Genomic DNA, 15,819 nt, shown 5'->3' with positions numbered 1-15,819 from the left:
AAGATAGGTGAACAAATATGTCCTTTATTGATGAAGAAAATTATCGTATGAAACGTGCAAGAAAAAAGAAGCATAAAGGTATTGTTATTTCTAGCATAGCAGGAACAATTGTAGGAGCTTCGTTATTTGCATTTGGAGCTCCTTTATTTGCAAATGATGCGGGCGCGCTTCCGCAAGCTGAAGCAAGTGGAAGTAATATGACCGAAGCTCAAGGAATTAAACAGATTAGTTTTGTTGATGCTGTTGATCGTGCGTCTGAAGCTGTTGTTGGCGTTATTAATATTCAACGAGATAATTTTTCAGAGGCAGATTCAGAAGCTGGTACAGGATCAGGTGTAATTTATAAAAAAGCAGATGGCCAAGCTTATATTGTAACGAATAATCATGTTGTTGCTGGAGCAAATCGCATTGAAGTAAGTTTAAGTGATGGTAAGAAGGTTCCGGGAAAAGTATTAGGAACGGATGTAGTCACAGATTTGGCTGTACTAGAAATAGATGCAAAGCATGTGAAAAAAGTAATTGAGATTGGCGATTCTAATACTGTTCGTAGAGGGGAACCAGTCATTGCGATTGGAAACCCACTCGGGCTACAATTTTCTGGAACCGTTACACAAGGCATTATTTCGGCTAAGGAACGTATTGTTCCTGTAGACTTGGATCAAGATGGACATTACGATTGGCAAGTAGAAGTATTGCAAACAGATGCAGCAATTAATCCAGGTAATAGTGGTGGTGCACTTGTAAATGCGGCAGGTCAATTAATTGGCATTAACTCAATGAAAATTGCAGCAAAAGAAGTAGAAGGAATTGGACTAGCTATTCCAGTTACTAGGGCTGTTCCAATTATGAATGAATTAGAGAAGTACGGAAAAGTAAGGAGACCATATGTTGGAATTGAACTTAGATCGTTAAATGAGATTCCAAACTATCATTGGTCAAAAACATTGCATTTACCGGGCAATGTAACAGAGGGAGTTTGCATTTTAGATGTGAAAAGTCCTTCGCCAGGTGTAGATGCTGGTTTACGAGAACACGATGTGATTGTAGCAGTAGATGGAAAACCGGTTCGCGATATTATCGGATTCCGTACGGCCTTATATGATAAAAAAATTAATGATAAAATGACTCTTACGTTTTATCGTGGTACAAAACGAGCAACAACAACGGTTAAACTAGGCGTTCAAAAGTATTAAAAACAGGAGGGCCTACCTCCTGTTTTCTATTGTAGAAAAGTGAGGTGAAGAATATGAATTTACCTTGTTGTTTAGAACATGTGGAATTAGCTTTAGATATTATTGTGGATGAGTGTGAAGTTGCGCCAGTTATCAACAATGTGGATAACTCGGAAAAAGAGAAAAAAACATGTGAATTTTGTCAAAACGAGGCGACATATGTTGTATCGAACACAGATTCTCACACAATATGTGGGTAACATTTGTGGATATGTGGATAAGTTATGTGGATAACATGTTTGTAAGGTGGGGAATACGTGTGAATATCTCGATTATTTCAATTGGGAAATTAAAAGAAAAATATTTAAAACAAGGTATAGCAGAATACTTAAAACGATTATCTGCATACGCAAAAGTAGAAGTAATTGAATTGCCAGATGAAAAGGCACCAGAAAATTTAAGTGAAGCAGAAATGTTAATTGTAAAAGAAAAAGAAGGTATACGTATACTGGATAAAATTTCTGACGATACGCACGTCATTGCGTTAGCGATAGAAGGAAAGCAAAAATCATCAGAAGAATTTGCAGTAAGCTTAGATCGTCTTGCTACATATGGAAAGAGTAAAGTTGCATTCGTGATTGGTGGATCACTTGGACTAAGTTCAGAAGTAATGAAGCGTTCAAACGAATCTCTTTCTTTTTCAAAGATGACATTACCACACCAATTAATGCGATTAGTATTGCTTGAGCAAGTGTATAGGGCGTTTCGTATTAATCGTGGTGAACCGTATCATAAATAGTTGTAATAATACCTTCAAACGGCTACAGATGTGGCCGTTTTATATATTTCCTAAAATAAGTATGTTTCTATTTCTAAAAAAGTGTGATGTAATATGAAGAGGAAAAAAGTATAAGTAGTCATAGAAGTGAGGAATTAAAGGTGAAGAAGTTTAAAAAGTTTTACTTGGAGATTACGAGTGTATGTAATCTTGCGTGCAGCTTTTGTCCGCCGACGGAAAGGCAGAAGCAGTTCATTTCTGTGGAGGATTTTGCGAAAAGATTAGACCAAATTAAACCTCACACAGACTACATTTATTTGCACGTGAAGGGTGAGCCATTGCTCCATCCAAAAATAGATCAATTGTTAGATTTAAGCCATGAAAAAGGGTTTAAAGTTAATATTACAACGAACGGAACGTTAATTAATAAGAGAAGGCATAGACTGTTAAATAAACCTGCGTTAAGACAAATGAATTTTTCATTACACAGTTTTGATGGACATCCAGGTTCGCAAGATAAAGAGGGTTATGTAAGAAGTATACTTTCCTTTATTAGAGAGGCGACAAGTCAATCGGATTTAATTGTTTCACTACGATTATGGAATTTAACTCAGGATAATAAAACGAATGCTGAAATCCAGAAAAATAGAGATTTATTATCCATTATTGAAAATGAGTTTGGCCTATCTTATCAAATCGAAGAGAAGCTTACACCAGGAAAAGGTATAAAAATTGCGGAACGTGTCTTTATTAATCAAGACTATGAATTCCAGTGGCCGGCATTACATGAAGAAGAGGATGACGGAAAAGGATTCTGTCATGGACTTCGAAATCAAGCTGGTATTTTAGCGAACGGAACGGTTATTCCTTGTTGTTTAGATGGTGAGGGGATTATTAACCTTGGGAATATTAATAATGACTCATTTTCTAACATTATAGAAGGTGAAAGAGCAACAAACATTGTCGATGGATTTTCGAAAAGGATTGCAGTCGAAGAGCTATGCAGGAAATGTGGATACCGTAAAAGATTTGGAAAATAAATATGAAACAAGCCCTCATCAAGCGAGGGCTTATTTTTTATTCTTGATAAGAGCATTCTAATTCATCAATTAAGGAGCCGACGTAAGAAACGGCTTTACGGATTGCGTCTGGTTTTGACATATCGACTCCGGCATGTTTCATTAATTCAAGTGGTTTCATCGTACCACCAGCGCGAAGTACATCTAACCAGCGATCAACGGCAGGTTGTCCTTCCTCTTTAATCATTTGAGCCACCGCAGTAGATGCAGTGAGGCCTGCGGAATACGTGTAAGAATACAAGCCCATATAATAATGAGGTTGACGCATCCAAGTTAAGCCAGCGCCTTCGTCAATTTCTACAGAATTTCCCCAGAATGTCGAAAGTACATTTGTTTTTATTTCAGTTAAGGTTGTAGCTGTAAGTGCTCCTCCTTCTTCTGCTAGCGTGTATACTCTTCTTTGATATTCTCCCTCAAGTAAGTGAGTAACAAAGTTATGATAATATGTGCCGAGTAGTTGCAGAATCACCCATCTGCGCATTCTCTTATCGTCAGTCGTCGCTAATAAATGCTGGGCTAATAGTAATTCGTTCATCGTAGATGGTGCTTCGACAAAGTACATAGATGGACGTACATTCATAATACGCTGGTTTTTATTTGCTAAATAAAAATGACCAGCATGCCCAAATTCATGGGCTAATGTGAAGCATCCACGCATCGTATTTTGCCATGTAATTAAAATGTATGGATGAGAACCATATGGACTTGAACAAAATGCCCCTGTTGATTTCCCTACATTATCTGCAAGATCGACCCATCTCTCTTTAAATCCCTTTTCGATAATGGAACCATATTCATCGCCCAATACTTGTAAAGAGTCTTGAATGAGTTTTCCAGCTTCTTCGTATGTGATGCTTGGATTAAATTCGGAATCTAAAGGTGCATGTAAGTCGCAGAACAGCATTTGATCGAGTCCTAGTACTTTCTTTTTTAAATCTGCAAAACGGCGCATATGAGGTGCTAATTCCTTGTATATAATATCAAGTTGATTGTCATACATTTCAAGTGGAACTTTTTGAGGTGCCAAAAGCATATGAGTAACAGATTCAAATTTGCGTAAACGAGAGAGTGTTACTTGTTTTTTTACTTCAGTCGCATATGTTGTTGCCACTGTATTTTTATATCGTTTCAAGGTGGAAACAAATGATGAGTACGCTTTTCTACGTATGTCTACGCTTGGAGAAAACTCATATTTACTTTCAAATAATGCAAATGATACAGGGAGTTCGTTTCCTTGTTCGTCTTGTATGGAGGTAAAATCCATATCGGCTAATTTAGTCATACCGTAAATTTTGTATGGAGAACTATGTACTTCGCCAAGTGCAGCAAGAGCTTCTTCTGTTTCAGGAGAGAGCGTGTGCGGCCTTTTTTGTAGGATGTCTAGTAATGATTTACGGAAAGGTTCAAGTTTTGTTTCTTCAGCTAAATATTTCTCAATCGTGCCTTCGTCGAATGAGAGGATTTCATTATGGATAAAGGATAATGCAGTATGTACTTTCGTCCATAAAGCAGCAATTTTGGAAGAGTTCGCTTGGACAACTGGATTTGTACGGTCAGTAGATTCTTTTAAATTTGCGTAGGAGTATAGTTTTGTTAACTTCATTAAAAGCTCTTCTTCTAAAAGTAGACCATGTAATAAGGTAGTGGAGCTAGTGTGTAATTGTCCTTTAAACGCATCAAGTTTTTTTATATCATCTGTTAATACACGTAATGCAGTTTCCCACTCTTTATCAGATTCGTATAAATCAGAGAGGTCCCATGTTAGTTCAGTAGGGACTTCCGCGCGAATATGGCGTTTCTCAATTATATTTTTCATTTATTGTATCCCCCTTATTATAAGTATCTAAAAACATGATACTAGAAAATTCAGTAAAATAAAAATATTTCACATTTCTATATATATAAAAGAAGGACAAGCATAAAAACGCTTGTCCTTCGAGTTAAATTTAAAAATTAATATACTTTATCGCCGTTGAAAATAGAGTTTTTCACTACTACATAATCTACAGTACGAATTGAGTCTAATTTTGTTCCACCAGCGTAAGAGATAGAAGATTGAAGATCTTGTTCCATTTCGATCAAAGTGTCTTCTAAAGAACCTTTATGCTCAACGAACATTTTCTTACCTTCAACGTTTTTCTTCTCGCCTTTTTGGAATTCAGAAGCTGAACCGAAGTACTCTTTATAAAGTTTGCCGTCTTTTTCGATTGTTTCCCCTGGAGACTCTTCATGACCAGCGAATAGAGAACCGATCATAACCATAGTCGCCCCAAATCGAATAGATTTAGCTACGTCGCCGTGTGTACGAATACCACCGTCAGCGATAATTGGCTTACTTGCAGCTTTTGCACACCAGCGAAGTGCAGCTAGTTGCCAACCGCCAGTTCCAAAGCCTGTTTTAATTTTAGTAATACAAACTTTACCAGGTCCAATACCGACTTTTGTTGCGTCAGCACCAGCGTTTTCTAATTCTCTTACCGCTTCTGGAGTTCCAACATTTCCAGCGATAACGAAGCTTTCTGGTAAATGCTTTTTAATATGCTGGATCATGTTGATTACAGCATTAGAATGTCCGTGTGCGATATCAATCGTAATGTATTCAGGTGTAAGTTGCTCAGCAGCTAATTGTTGTACGAATTCATACTCGTCCTCTTTTACACCAACGCTGATAGAAGCGATTAATCCACGTGATTGCATATCTCTAATGAATGAGATACGTTTCTCTGGTTGGAAACGATGCATGATATAGAAGTAATTGTTTTCAGCTAAATAAGTTGCGATTCTTTCATCAATAATCGTTTGCATATTTGCAGGTACGACAGGTAATTTAAATTTATGTTTACCTAAAGTGACAGTTGTATCACATTCAGAGCGGCTGTTCACAATACATTTTGCAGGAATTAATTGAATATCTTCATAGTCGAATACGTTTTCCATCATTTACACCCCTAAAATACGAATATTTTATTTAGTTTTTTAAAAAATGTTCGTCCAAAGGATAATTTACATTATTTTCACTCATAAGTCAAAGGTTTTCATGTTTGTATTTAAAAATTAAGTTTATTTAAGTAAATTATAGATTTTTATTGTCGGAAAAATGTTTTAATATGGAATTTTCTGATATAAAATTATGTGTGGCAAATAAAAAAATTAAATATACAAATTTGGGAGAGATTTTAATGAAGCGATTAATGTATATGGACTGGTTGCGAGTATTAGCGACAATCGCGGTTGTTACAATTCACGTTTCTGCTGGTTATGTTGCGGTTTTAGATGCAAATAATGTTTCACGCTGGATGGCTGGTAATCTATTTGAATCAATTTCACGTGCGAGTGTTCCGATTTTTGTAATGATTAGTGGAGCTTTATTGTTAAAGGGGACAAAAGATATTTCAGTCGGGGAATTTTTACAGAAGCGTGCAAGTAAAGTGATTATACCTTTTGTAGCTTGGAGTGCTATATTTTATGCATATGGAGCATATGCAGGATATTTCCCGGTATCTTTAAAGCAAGGGATTAAGCACTTTTTAACGGATACTATAGGGGGACATTTATGGTTCTTATACATGATTGTAGGGATATATTTAATTACACCTCTACTGAAAATTTTTGTGAAGAACGCTAAAAAAAGAGAGATAGAATACTTTTTAATTTTATGGTTATATGCGTCTGTTATAGTCAATTTAGTTAAATATTATTATCCTATCAATTTTAATATTGAATTATTTTACGTTACAAATTATGTAGGGTATTTCCTACTGGGCTACTATTTATCTAATTTTGATATTTCAAAAAAGTGGAGAAGTATTTCTTACATTGGAGGACTTGTAGGATTTATTAGTACATTCTTTATTACTTATTACTATACGTTAAAAGCAAATGGACAGTTAGAGCAGTTTTGGTACGGATATTTTGCGCCAGGCGTTGTGCTGATGGCGATTGGATTATTTGTATTTTTCAAATACGCTTTCCAAAAATCAGAAAGAGAATTGCCATTGTTATTCCGTTTTATAAATCAAGCAAGCCTTGGAATCTATATTCTTCACTTCTTCTTATTAAATAACTTGTTGTACATGGTTTTCCCTAAAGTAAATGAACGTGTACATGCAATATTGGCAATACCTATTAATGTAACGATTACAATTGTTCTTAGTCTGATAATCACGTTAGTATTGCAAAGAATACCAGTTGTGAAAAAATTGGTTCCGTAAAAAATGAATATGGTATAGATAGGGCAGACTTATAATTAAGGCTGCCCTTTACTATTTTAAAATTATCTTTAAATAAATTTAGATATAAACGAATTAAAAACAGTGGATTAATATAGTATCTTACTATAGTCTAAAGTGAGGCATGAAGAACAGAATAAGTTAAATATAAAATCAAATGAGGTTAATATATGAGTAAAAAAAGCTTTAGCAATTATGCATTAAGTAAAGAAGTAAGACAAGCACTTACTGGTTTAGGATATGAGCATCCAACAGAAGTACAAGGAGAAGTTATTCCAGTTGCATTGCAAAAGAAGGATCTTGTTGTAAAGTCGCAAACGGGAAGTGGAAAAACGGCTTCGTTCGGGATACCACTTTGTGAAATGGTAGAGTGGGAAGAGAATAAACCACAAGCATTAGTTTTAACACCAACGAGGGAACTTGCTGTTCAAGTGAAAGAAGATATTACGAATATAGGGCGATTCAAAAGAATTAAAGCTGCTGCAATTTATGGTAAATCTCCATTTGCGCGTCAAAAATTAGAGTTAAAGCAAAAGACGCATATTGTAGTGGGAACTCCAGGACGTGTGTTGGATCATATTGAAAAAGGGACCCTTTCTTTAGAGCGATTGAAATATTTAGTGATTGATGAAGCAGATGAAATGCTAAATATGGGCTTTATCGATCAAGTAGAGGCAATTATTGATGAATTACCTACAAAAAGAATGACAATGCTATTTTCAGCAACCCTACCAGAAGATGTTGAAAAGTTATCCCGTACATATATGAATGCACCAACTCATATTGAAATTAAAGCAGCTGGGATTACAACAGATAAAATTGAACATACCCTTTTTGAAGTAAGGGAAGAAGAGAAGCTTTCACTTCTTAAGGATGTAACTATGATTGAAAATCCAGATAGTTGCATTATTTTTTGTCGTACGCAAGAAAACGTAGACCATGTATATAGACAGCTAAAACGAGTTAATTATCCTTGTGACAAAATACATGGTGGTATGGTACAGGAAGATCGTTTTGAAGTTATGGATGATTTTAGAAAAGGAAAGTTCCGTTATTTAGTAGCAACTGATGTAGCTGCAAGAGGAATTGATATTGATAATATTACACATGTTATTAATTACGATATTCCATTAGAAAAAGAAAGCTATGTACACCGTACGGGAAGAACGGGACGAGCTGGTAATAGTGGAAAAGCTATTACATTTATAACGCCTTATGAAAATAGATTTTTAGAAGAGATTGAGGAATATATCGGATTTGAAATTCCAAAGAAACTGGGACCTTCAAAAGAAGAAGTTATGAAAGGGAAAGCAGTATTTGAAGAAAAGATATATGCTAAACCAATTATAAAGAAAGATAAAAATGCAGATTTAAACAAAGGAATTATGAAATTGTACTTTAATGGTGGAAAGAAAAAGAAAATTAGAGCCGTAGATTTCGTTGGGACCATTGCTAAAATTCAAGGTGTTTCTGCTAATGATATAGGTATTATTACCATACAAGATAATGTTTCATATGTTGAAATATTAAACGGAAAAGGACCACTTGTTTTAAAGGTTATGAGAAATACAACGATAAAAGGTAAACAATTAAAAGTTCATGAGGCAATTAAATAAATGAAAATATCCACTTTAAAGGTGGATATTTTTTTGAGGCTGATTTATAGAGCGGATAATTTGAATGGACCTCAACTAATACGTGATTGACGATGGTTTTTTTGTATGTTAGTATATTCATTTGATTTTTTATACCATTGAATGGAAATTTGTTAATTCGTTTAGGGAGATATTTTTATATAAGCAATTCGATTTTTAATTCAATTGTTGTAAGCTATAAAAAGTAAGGACGGTGTTTTGTTTAATGAATTTTACTCAAGATAGGTGGAGTTTAAAATGGCTTCATTTCTATTTGGTTGTAGTAGTTGTTGCATCTCTGTTATTCCGTTTATATTTAGCATTTTATTTAGAAGGATATGAACGAGATCAACTATTTTTTGTGGATTGGATGAATACAGTAGGTAAATATGGACTAGGTGATGTGTATGCACATGGAGATTTAGTAAACTATCCGCCATTTTTCTTAGCTCTTTTAGGTATTTATGGAGGGATATTGTCGTTTTTTAATACATATGTGGAAGCCGCGGGTGTTTTAATTCGAGTCCCATCCATTGCATTTGAAGTAGTAGCCATAATCATTTTTGCTATAGTTTCTAAAAGGATAGACAATTCGATTGTGAGAGCAGCATTAGTAACATTTTTTGCATTTAGCCCAGCGATTATAGTGGATGGGACTATTTGGGGTCAAGTAGATATGCTACATAGTATATTGATGGTTAGTTCTATTTTATTACTAATGTCTAAGCCAACTTGGTCTGGTGCTATTTACGCTATAGCGTTACTAGCTAAATTTCAATCAATTGTAATTGCGCCTGTATTTGCTATGTATTTCCTAAAAGTCATTTTTGAAAAAAGGGAAGGTAAGCAATTAATTAAATTTATAATAGGATTCTGTATCCCGTTATTACTATTCGGTCTTTATTTCGCAGCCCATGGAACATTTATTACTATGTTAACACAAGCATATTTAAATGCGGTGGGTACTTTCCCAACGGTAACTGTATTTGCTATGAATATTTGGTATTATGCGATTGGTACGGATCCTAATATGGTGGATACGATTCAAGTTGTACCACATATTACATTGAAAACAGTTGGGTTAATACTCTTGTCTATTGCAGCGGCATTAACTTGCTTATATGTCTTTTTCCATCGTCATATGAATACGGCAGTTCTACTGAAAGCCGCGACTTTTATAAGTTTTGCGTTCTTTATGTTACCTACGCAAATACATGAGAGATATGCTTTCCCAGCGTTAGTATTTGTACTCTTTTTACTGCTATATGAAATGAAATGGACAGGAATAGCTTTAGGATTAACGTTAACAATCTTTTTAAATATAGTAATGGTCTTGTATGCGGGCTTTAATACGAATATGGGAATGTTTATCGTTACTATTAATGTTTTTATTTTTTATGCTATGTGTAAATTATTAGTAAAAGAGTATTGTGATCGCTTTGAATTGCTAATAAAGAAACAATAAAAATTATAATGTTAGAAAAAAGTACATTTTGCCAGTATGCAAAATGTACTTTTTTTTTGAAAGAGTACAATCTCAATAGAAAATAATACAATCATATCGGATAGTGGAAGCTCATTTTTATCCCGCTTTAATGGGCAGTAAGACCCCCCACTGATTAAAGTTTCACTTTATAATTATTAGGCTTCTTCTAAATCATCAATCAACTTCTCAGCTAAGCGCCTATACATATTACTCATCGACACAAATGATGTTAGTAATAAAAACTTCTCTAGGTTCGGATCTTCTAAAGAAGAAATTTCACTTACTTCTGAAACACGGTTATTTACGTCTTGTGTAAAGCTTTCGACGTTGTTTTCGGTAAGAGAAAGGTAATCTTTATATAGCGTATTTAATTCGAATGAATCCTCGCTTAATAAGGATTCATTTATATTTTTTAAGGAGCTTTTTATGTCATTAATGGAAAGGGCCCCTTTTAATTGATAAATTAAGCTAATTAAAATCATATGATCTTTTGAGTATTTTTTATTTTTGATTGGAATAAACAGTTTACCTTTTGCGTAATTGTTAATCATTGTTTTTGTTAATACTTTTTCATCATCGGTTCTTGTTGTATCCGCATAAGTATTTTCAAATAGTTGGACAACTTGGTCTACATACAAGTCGACATTTGGAATATCCTCAAGCGTAATATTTTTTTCTAAATGTAATGCTTCAAGTAATTTATTTATATTTTCCACGTAGAACCCCTCGCTTTTATAACTTAGTGGAGCATAATGTTTAGTTTATCTTTAAATATGGTATTACGAAACAAATGAATTGTAAATGTTGACCTATAAGATTAATGTGTATATAATTACATGTAGTTATCAAAACTACATGTAATTATATGAGGGGTGTTTATATGAATGCGTATATAAGAGAACCGGTTAATGCTTTTACCCATTTGGGAGGAGCTGTATTATCATTTGTTGCATTATTAGCTATGCTTGTAAAAGTTTCTATTAAGACGCCATCTTTTGCGGCAATTACAGCTGTTATTTTGTTTGGCATCGGAATGATGGTTCTGTATACAGCATCAGCTGTATATCATAGTGTTGTAGCCAGTGAGCGTGTTATTTATTTCTTTCGGAAGCTTGATCATTCTATGATTTTTATATTGATTGCAGGTACATATGCACCATTTTGTTTAATTACATTACATTCCGCAAACGGTTTATTATTATTTTGTTTAGTGTATGCAACGGCCATTTGTGGTATTGTTTTTAAAATGTTTTGGTTTAGTTGCCCGAGATGGTTATCAACAACAATTTATATTACAATGGGCTGGTTAATTGTTTTGTTCTTTGCACCGTTAGCTGCTAATTTAAGCGCAGGGGGTATCGTGCTGCTAGTGCTTGGAGGCATTCTTTATACGATTGGTGGATTTATTTATGGAACAAAGCCAAAATGGTTAGAGTTTAAACATATGGGGCATCATGAAATTTTTCACGTGTTCGTGTTATTGGGAAGCCTTGCCCACTTTTTAAGTGTATATTATTACGTAATTTAACAAGATGAAATTTCCGAGTAATTTTTATTTTTCTTGATTAATAAATAAAGATATAGACACATATGTATGTTAAAGAGTGGCATAACGTAAAGGTTATGCCACTCTTTTTTTATGAATAATAATTAAAAATAAATTTTTAAAATAATCAGTCTTTTTGTGGTAGGATAGATATGTATTGAGGTTATAAAATTTTATAATTAATAATTAGTGGGGGACTATATATATGGCGATACTTATAACGGGTGGAGCAGGATATATTGGTAGTCATACGTGTATAGAATTATTAAATAGTAATTATAAAATTATAGTCGTAGATAATCTTTCAAATAGTTCAATCGAGTCTTTAAACCGAGTAAAAGAGATAACAGGAAAACAATTCGAATTTTATAAAGAAAGTGTTTTAAATCGTGAAAAAATGAATGAGATTTTTTTGAGAAATAACATTGAAGCGGTTATACATTTTGCTGGATTTAAAGCAGTGGGGGAATCAACTACAATTCCCCTTGCATATTATTATAATAATATAATAAGTACGATCATACTATGTGATGTGATGCAGAAACATAATGTTAAAAAATTTATTTTTAGTTCATCTGCAACTGTATATGGAATTCCAAAAACATCACCAATTACAGAAGAATTTCCGCTGAGTGTGACAAATCCATATGGACAAACAAAATTAATGATTGAGCAAATTATGCGTGATGTAGCAAAAGCTGATGATGAATGGAGTATTGCGTTACTTCGTTATTTCAATCCATTTGGAGCACATAAAAGTGGCCGTATTGGAGAAGACCCAAATGGAGTTCCGAATAATTTAATGCCATATGTAACGCAGGTGGCGGTAGGTAAGTTAAAAGAGCTAAATATATTCGGAAATGATTATCCAACGAAAGACGGGACAGGTGTCCGTGATTATATTCACGTTGTTGATCTTGCAAAAGGACATGTAAGGGCACTTGAGAAAGTACTTGAGACGAAAGGAATCGAGGCATACAATCTTGGCACAGGTAAAGGATATAGTGTATTGGAGATGGTAAAGGCTTTTGAGAAGGTTTCAGGTAAGAAAATACCTTATAAAGTAATAGGGCGTCGTCCTGGTGATGTAGCAATATGTTTTGCTGATGTATCTAAAGCGAAACGAGAATTAGGATGGGAAGCGGAATATGGGTTAGAAGAGATGTGTGTAGATTCTTGGAGATGGCAGGTAAATAACAAAAATGGTTATCAAATGATTTAAGCAAGTTAGTAAAGTATTCTTTTATAGGATACTTTATTTTTATTGTATGTATATAATAAATTCTGTTTTTTTATGCTGTTACCTGAGGTCAGTAATATACTCATTTTAGGAAAGAGAAATGAATGAAATATTACTGACCATAGTATTGCAATGGAATCGCCTCTATTGCATATATTTATAGGTTGTTGATAGGGAAAAGAGACCGTTAATGAATGCGAACAAGTTGTTTATGATACACTGTATTACTTTCTTGACTTGTAGAGGGTGGAAGGCTTCGGCCAAAGCAATTTGCAATAATATTAGAATGAGTAGGATAGGAAATACGAATTTCATATAAATCAATAGCTGCATCTAAATTAGCATAAAATACTTCTAGGTTGTTGCCTTGTAAAAGATATGGGAATTGTACCACTGTATCTTCACCAATGAATACAGGTAATTTTACAGGGCTAGAATGGTTAGACCAATCCCATACTTCTATATTTAGATAGTGTGCGTAATATGCATCTAAATTTACAACGTTTATTATTGCTGGAACTGTTGCAGGATTTCTTGTTAATACACCTGTTGAATGAACAACAGATTGATTCGGATAATGATGAGGCATAAATATCAAACCTTTCTAATTGAATATGATTGTACAATATTCTATGCAGATCATTGATAGAATGAGATAGGGAGGATGCATCATTCTATCAATTTTTTATAGAAATAAAAAATGTAATATGGAAGAGTATTCTAGTACTTGTATCATTGTTAAAGTACGTTTATAATCAAATAATCCTATTAGCTTTTAATTGAGTTACGCATTATTGAAAGCGTTTTTACAACGTGATACATTTTGATCGACATGATTACTGTATGGTATGTATTGAGGGGATTTTTTTATTGTTTTTTAAGGTAGGAAGTCTGACTTATTCGGATGTAAAATTATGTGTGTAGTTTTAAATAGGAAGAAAAATAATATAGGTATCACTTTATAGTGCGGGGGGGTTAAAGGTGTGAAAGGGAAAGATTTTCACACGAATATATATGGGATATGTAGGATTATTACTTTCGGGTGCAGCTTTATTTTTAAATAGTCTTGTTATATTAGGAAAAGCAGAGATGAAAAGTGCGGGTGTTTTTAATTTATTTGTAGGTGCACTACAAATTATTATTCCGTTCTATTTGATCATGATCTCTGACCAAAGCAATTGGACAGTGTATTCATATGCAGCTACTTTCTTATTTGGATTAACCTATTTATATGTAGGTGTTACCTTTATAAAAGGAATGGATAGTAGCGGTCTAGGCTGGTTTTGTATGTGGGTAGCAATTATTGCTTTATTCTATATGGTTGTTTCATTTGTTCAATTCCACGATGTTGTGAATGCATTAACGTGGTTTATGTGGGCATTACTTTGGTATTTATTCTTTGTATTAAATACACAAAAAAAGAATATCAATCAATATCTTGGAAGAATTGCCTTCGTACAATCATGGGTAACATTGACGTTACCTTCACTCTTTTATTTTATGGGAGTATGGGGAGAGGGATTCGTATATGAACTATGGGTTTATGTATCCGTAATTTCTATTGTATACTTCTGTTATTGTATTTATAAATACCGAGTACATTAATATATTTTCTGTAGAAAAGCATGGAATCGTTAAATGAATTCCGTGCTTTTTATATATGAGCATTTATAATGGAGAGGTAGTATTTTACATTTTATCAAAATGGGGATGATGAAATTGAAAAAGGTATTGGTGCTAGGGGGAACAAGATTTTTTGGTAAACATTTAGTAGAAGCACTTTTGCAAGATGGACACGATGTAACGATTGCGACGAGAGGGATTACAGAAGACCCTTTTGGAAGTGTAGTAAAAAGACTTATTGTAGATAGAGAAGATGAAAAGCAATTAGCAGAGCGTCTAGAAGATAAAAGTTATGATATCGTATACGATAATTTATGCTATAGCTCGAATGCAGCGAAGGTAATATGTGAAGTGTTACGAGGAAAAACAAAGAAATATGTTATGACATCTTCAATGGCTGTTTACGAGCCAGCAATAGGCTTGTTAGAAGAGAACTTTAATCCGTATGAGTATGCCATTACGTATGGGGATAGGAAGGATTTTAATTATGGTGAAGGCAAGCGATTAGCTGAAGCTGCTGTATTCGAACAAGCAACATTCCCAGTTGTTGCAGTACGTTTTCCAGTTGTTATTGGAGAAAACGATTATACGAAAAGGTTACAATTTTACGTTGAACATATTGTGAAGCAAGAGCCTGTCGCGGTGAAGCATTTAGATGGAGAGTTGTCATTTATACATGAGAAAGAAGCAGGAGAATTTTTAGCTTGGTGCGGGATGAAGGATATAGAAGGGCCAATTAATGCTTGTAGCAACGGGGTAGTTTCTACTGGCGAAGTTATTCATTTCATAGAAGAAAATACGGGAATAAAAGCACTCGTTCAAGAAGTAGGAGATAATGTAGCGCCTTATAATGAAGTAATTAATTGTACATTACATAATGGAAAAGCTAGTGAATTAGGATTCCCGTTCCGAGAGTTGAAAATAGACATAGAACAAGTATTACGTTATTACATACATGCAATGAAATAATCATAAATCCCCCGGTGGCAATCCGGGGGATTCTGGAGGATTTCGACAATACTAATTTTACAT

General features: G+C 34.1%; 15 protein-coding genes. 11 read left to right on the top strand and 4 right to left on the bottom strand.

The genetic code is table 11. The features are described 5' to 3' along the window. Positions 1-17 precede the first annotated feature (17 nt). From MHB74_RS27000 to MHB74_RS26985, 4 genes are all read left to right on the top strand, one after another. Positions 18-1,193 (top strand): S1C family serine protease, encoded by a 1,176-nt coding sequence (locus MHB74_RS27000; protein WP_061680117.1) that lies wholly within the window; start codon positions 18-20, stop codon positions 1,191-1,193. 53 nt (positions 1,194-1,246) lie between these two features. Further along, positions 1,247-1,432, top strand: a complete 186-nt coding sequence (locus MHB74_RS26995) for a CxxH/CxxC protein (protein WP_001052827.1) — start codon at positions 1,247-1,249, stop codon at positions 1,430-1,432. Positions 1,433-1,491: 59 nt separating this feature from the next. Then, a complete protein-coding gene (gene rlmH / locus MHB74_RS26990) occupies positions 1,492-1,971 on the top strand; it encodes a 23S rRNA (pseudouridine(1915)-N(3))-methyltransferase RlmH (protein WP_001027003.1) in 480 nt (159 codons plus the stop codon). Between the two features lie 140 nt (positions 1,972-2,111). Beyond that, on the top strand, positions 2,112-2,990 hold the full coding sequence (locus tag MHB74_RS26985) for a radical SAM/SPASM domain-containing protein (RefSeq protein ID WP_061680116.1): 879 nt from the start codon (positions 2,112-2,114) through the stop codon (positions 2,988-2,990). 37 nt (positions 2,991-3,027) lie between these two features. Here the strand turns inward: MHB74_RS26985 and pepF are convergent, their stop codons facing one another. Further along, positions 3,028-4,845, bottom strand: a complete 1,818-nt coding sequence (gene pepF, locus MHB74_RS26980; protein WP_061680115.1) for an oligoendopeptidase F — start codon at positions 4,843-4,845, stop codon at positions 3,028-3,030. Positions 4,846-4,982: 137 nt separating this feature from the next. Continuing rightward, positions 4,983-5,966: a GMP reductase gene (gene guaC, locus MHB74_RS26975; RefSeq protein WP_000432444.1), complete on the bottom strand. Its 984-nt coding sequence runs from the start codon at positions 5,964-5,966 to the stop codon at positions 4,983-4,985. A 242-nt stretch (positions 5,967-6,208) separates the two neighbouring features. Here guaC and MHB74_RS26970 point away from each other — a divergent pair, with 242 nt between their 5' ends. The 3 genes from MHB74_RS26970 (at position 6,209) to MHB74_RS26960 (ending at position 10,357) form a co-directional block, all read left to right on the top strand. Further along, complete coding sequence (locus MHB74_RS26970; protein WP_061680114.1) at positions 6,209-7,240, top strand: acyltransferase; 1,032 nt, start codon at positions 6,209-6,211, stop codon at positions 7,238-7,240. Between the two features lie 188 nt (positions 7,241-7,428). Next, a complete protein-coding gene (dbpA, locus tag MHB74_RS26965; protein WP_061680113.1) occupies positions 7,429-8,874 on the top strand; it encodes an ATP-dependent RNA helicase DbpA in 1,446 nt (481 codons plus the stop codon). Positions 8,875-9,118: 244 nt separating this feature from the next. Then, positions 9,119-10,357 (top strand): hypothetical protein, encoded by a 1,239-nt coding sequence (locus tag MHB74_RS26960; RefSeq protein WP_061680112.1) that lies wholly within the window; start codon positions 9,119-9,121, stop codon positions 10,355-10,357. A gap of 176 nt (positions 10,358-10,533) precedes the next feature. Here MHB74_RS26960 and MHB74_RS26955 read toward each other — a convergent pair whose 3' ends face one another. Then, a complete protein-coding gene (locus MHB74_RS26955) occupies positions 10,534-11,094 on the bottom strand; it encodes a DUF1836 domain-containing protein (protein ID WP_061680111.1) in 561 nt (186 codons plus the stop codon). Between the two features lie 164 nt (positions 11,095-11,258). Here MHB74_RS26955 and trhA point away from each other — a divergent pair, with 164 nt between their 5' ends. Together trhA and galE are read left to right on the top strand one after the other, a co-directional pair. Then, entirely contained in the window at positions 11,259-11,906 is a 648-nt protein-coding gene (gene trhA, locus MHB74_RS26950; RefSeq protein WP_061680110.1) for a PAQR family membrane homeostasis protein TrhA, read from the top strand. A 223-nt stretch (positions 11,907-12,129) separates the two neighbouring features. Then, the gene (gene galE / locus MHB74_RS26945; protein ID WP_061680109.1) at positions 12,130-13,146 is read left to right on the top strand and encodes a UDP-glucose 4-epimerase GalE; all 1,017 of its coding nucleotides are present in this window, start codon (positions 12,130-12,132) and stop codon (positions 13,144-13,146) included. A gap of 205 nt (positions 13,147-13,351) precedes the next feature. Here galE and MHB74_RS26940 read toward each other — a convergent pair whose 3' ends face one another. After that, positions 13,352-13,753: a hypothetical protein gene (locus tag MHB74_RS26940; protein ID WP_061680108.1), complete on the bottom strand. Its 402-nt coding sequence runs from the start codon at positions 13,751-13,753 to the stop codon at positions 13,352-13,354. Between the two features lie 425 nt (positions 13,754-14,178). Between MHB74_RS26940 and MHB74_RS26935 the strand changes: the two genes are divergently transcribed. Both MHB74_RS26935 and MHB74_RS26930 read left to right on the top strand, forming a co-directional pair. Then, the gene (locus MHB74_RS26935; protein ID WP_061680107.1) at positions 14,179-14,769 is read left to right on the top strand and encodes an AmiS/UreI family transporter; all 591 of its coding nucleotides are present in this window, start codon (positions 14,179-14,181) and stop codon (positions 14,767-14,769) included. Between the two features lie 99 nt (positions 14,770-14,868). Next, positions 14,869-15,756, top strand: coding sequence for an NAD-dependent epimerase/dehydratase family protein (locus MHB74_RS26930; RefSeq protein WP_061680106.1), 888 nt, complete (start codon positions 14,869-14,871; stop codon positions 15,754-15,756). Positions 15,757-15,819: the final 63 nt, after the last annotated feature.

It is taken from the genome of Bacillus sp. FSL K6-0069, from assembly GCF_038007785.1.
Taxonomy (GTDB): Bacteria; Bacillota; Bacilli; order Bacillales; family Bacillaceae_G; genus Bacillus_A; species Bacillus_A mobilis.
This window is presented reverse-complemented; position numbering and strand designations above follow the sequence as displayed.